Source organism: Cupriavidus sp. WS (genome assembly GCF_000395345.1).
Classification (GTDB): Bacteria; Pseudomonadota; Gammaproteobacteria; order Burkholderiales; family Burkholderiaceae; genus Cupriavidus; species Cupriavidus basilensis_B.
In genome coordinates this window covers 1-1,658 of the sequence record NZ_AQPL01000006.1, presented here as the reverse complement: position 1 = coordinate 1,658, position 1,658 = coordinate 1, and the positions used below count along the sequence as shown (strand labels likewise).

Sequence of the window (1,658 nt, the reverse complement as noted above, 5' to 3'; positions counted from 1 at the left end):
CCCCCGCCACGGCGGGCCGGCGCGCTTGCTATCATTGCCCGATGTCGAGCGAAACCGTCATCCCCCACACCGAGTACGAGATCACCGCGATCCGCGCGCAGGGCGCGGGCGGGCAGAACATCAACAAGGTCTCCAACGCGGTCCACCTGCGCTTCGACGTGCGCGCGTCGGCGTCGCTGGACGAGGATCACAAGGCGCGCCTGCTGCAATTGCACGATCATCGCATCACGCGCGACGGCGTGGTGGTGATCAAGGCGCAGCAGCACCGCAGCCTGGAGATGAACCGCGAGGAAGCCGTGCGGCGCCTGCACGAACTGGTGCGCAGCGTGGCCACGCCGCCGCGCGCGCGGCGCCCCACGCGGCCCACCTTCGGCTCGCGCATGCGGCGGCTCGAAGGCAAGAGCCAGCGCAGCCAGGTCAAGGCCATGCGCGGCAAGGTGCTCGACTGAGCCCGTGGCGCGCCCTCCGTGCGCCACCTGCGCCGCATGCGCAGGCCGCTTGCGGGCATGCATATCCATATCGGCTTTCCTTCGTTCCGTTTTGCGCCACGGCGCGTAAGCTGGACTGACGTTTCGTGCCGGCGCCGCCGGCCGCGACGCCCTGGGTGTCCGCATCGCCTCGATTGCCGTACAGCCCGCCACCGTTCCACGATGACGCAATGGCAATCTACCTGGACGACCTCCAGCGCGCGGACATCGCGCGCGCCAGCCGCGCCTGGCTCTGGCGCACCGAACTGCCCACCTGGCTGCTGATCGCGGCGGTCTACGCGCTGTGGTTCGGCGCGGCGCTCAACGCGGCCCGCCTGGGCCTGCCGCTCGCGCTGGCGCTGCTGGTACTCGCCTCCACCTGGTACATGTCGCTGCAGCACGAGCTGCTGCACGGCCATCCCACGCGCCTGCCGTGGCTCAACGCGCTGTTCGGCATGGCGCCGCTGGCGGTGTGGTTTCCTTACGGACTCTATCGCCGCGAGCACCTGCGGCATCACGCGCACGACGACCTGACCCATCCCGGCGCCGATCCGGAGAGCTACTTCCTGCTGCCGGGCGACTGGCAGGCCGCCGGCCCCCTGCGGCGCACGCTGCTGCGTTGGCGCAACACGATGGCGGGGCGCCTGCTGCTGGGCCCGGCCTTCGCCATCGCGCGCAGCGCGGCCGACGCCGCGCGCCGGTTGCGCGCCGGCGACCTGCGCGACCTGCCGATGTGGGCCGCGCACCTGCTCGCGCTGGCCGCGCTGCTGCTGTGGCTCGACCGCGCGTGCGGCATCGCGCCGTGGCTGATGCTGGCGGGCGTGGCCTATCCCGCGCTGTCGCTGTCGTCGGTGCGCTCGTTCCAGGAGCACCGCCCGCACGCGCTGCCGGCGCGGCGCAGCGTGCTCAACGAGGCGGCGTGGCCGTGGCGGCTGCTGTTCCTCAACAACAACTTCCACCTGGTCCACCACGACTTGCCGGCGCTGCCGTGGTTTGCCCTCGGGCGCGTCTATCGCGCGCGCGCGGCCGGCTACCGGCGGCGCAGCGGCGGCTTCGTGGTGAACGGGTACGGCGAATGGCTGGCGCGCTTCGCGCTGCGGCCCGCCGCGCCGGTGGTGCATCCGCTGTTCCGCGGCGGCGCCGTGGCCACGCCGGCCATGCCGGCCACACCCGCCACGGCAGACCGGCGGG

The 1,658-nt window shown here is 72.7% G+C and carries 2 protein-coding genes; both read left to right on the top strand.

Annotated features, from left to right (window positions below; translation table 11 throughout):
- Positions 1-41: 41 nt before the first annotated feature.
- Positions 42-449 (top strand): alternative ribosome rescue aminoacyl-tRNA hydrolase ArfB, encoded by a 408-nt coding sequence (arfB, locus tag K206_RS0100275; protein WP_020200403.1) that lies wholly within the window; start codon positions 42-44, stop codon positions 447-449.
- A gap of 209 nt (positions 450-658) precedes the next feature.
- A partial coding sequence (locus K206_RS37220; RefSeq protein ID WP_020200402.1) for a fatty acid desaturase occupies positions 659-1,658 on the top strand: 1,000 nt, incomplete at its 3' end.

Bases quoted from the DNA above. Each gene is read 5' to 3' on its own strand.
- arfB (WP_020200403.1), top strand. From the start codon at position 42: ATGTCGAGCGAAACCGTCATCCCCCACACCGAGTACGAGATCACCGCG.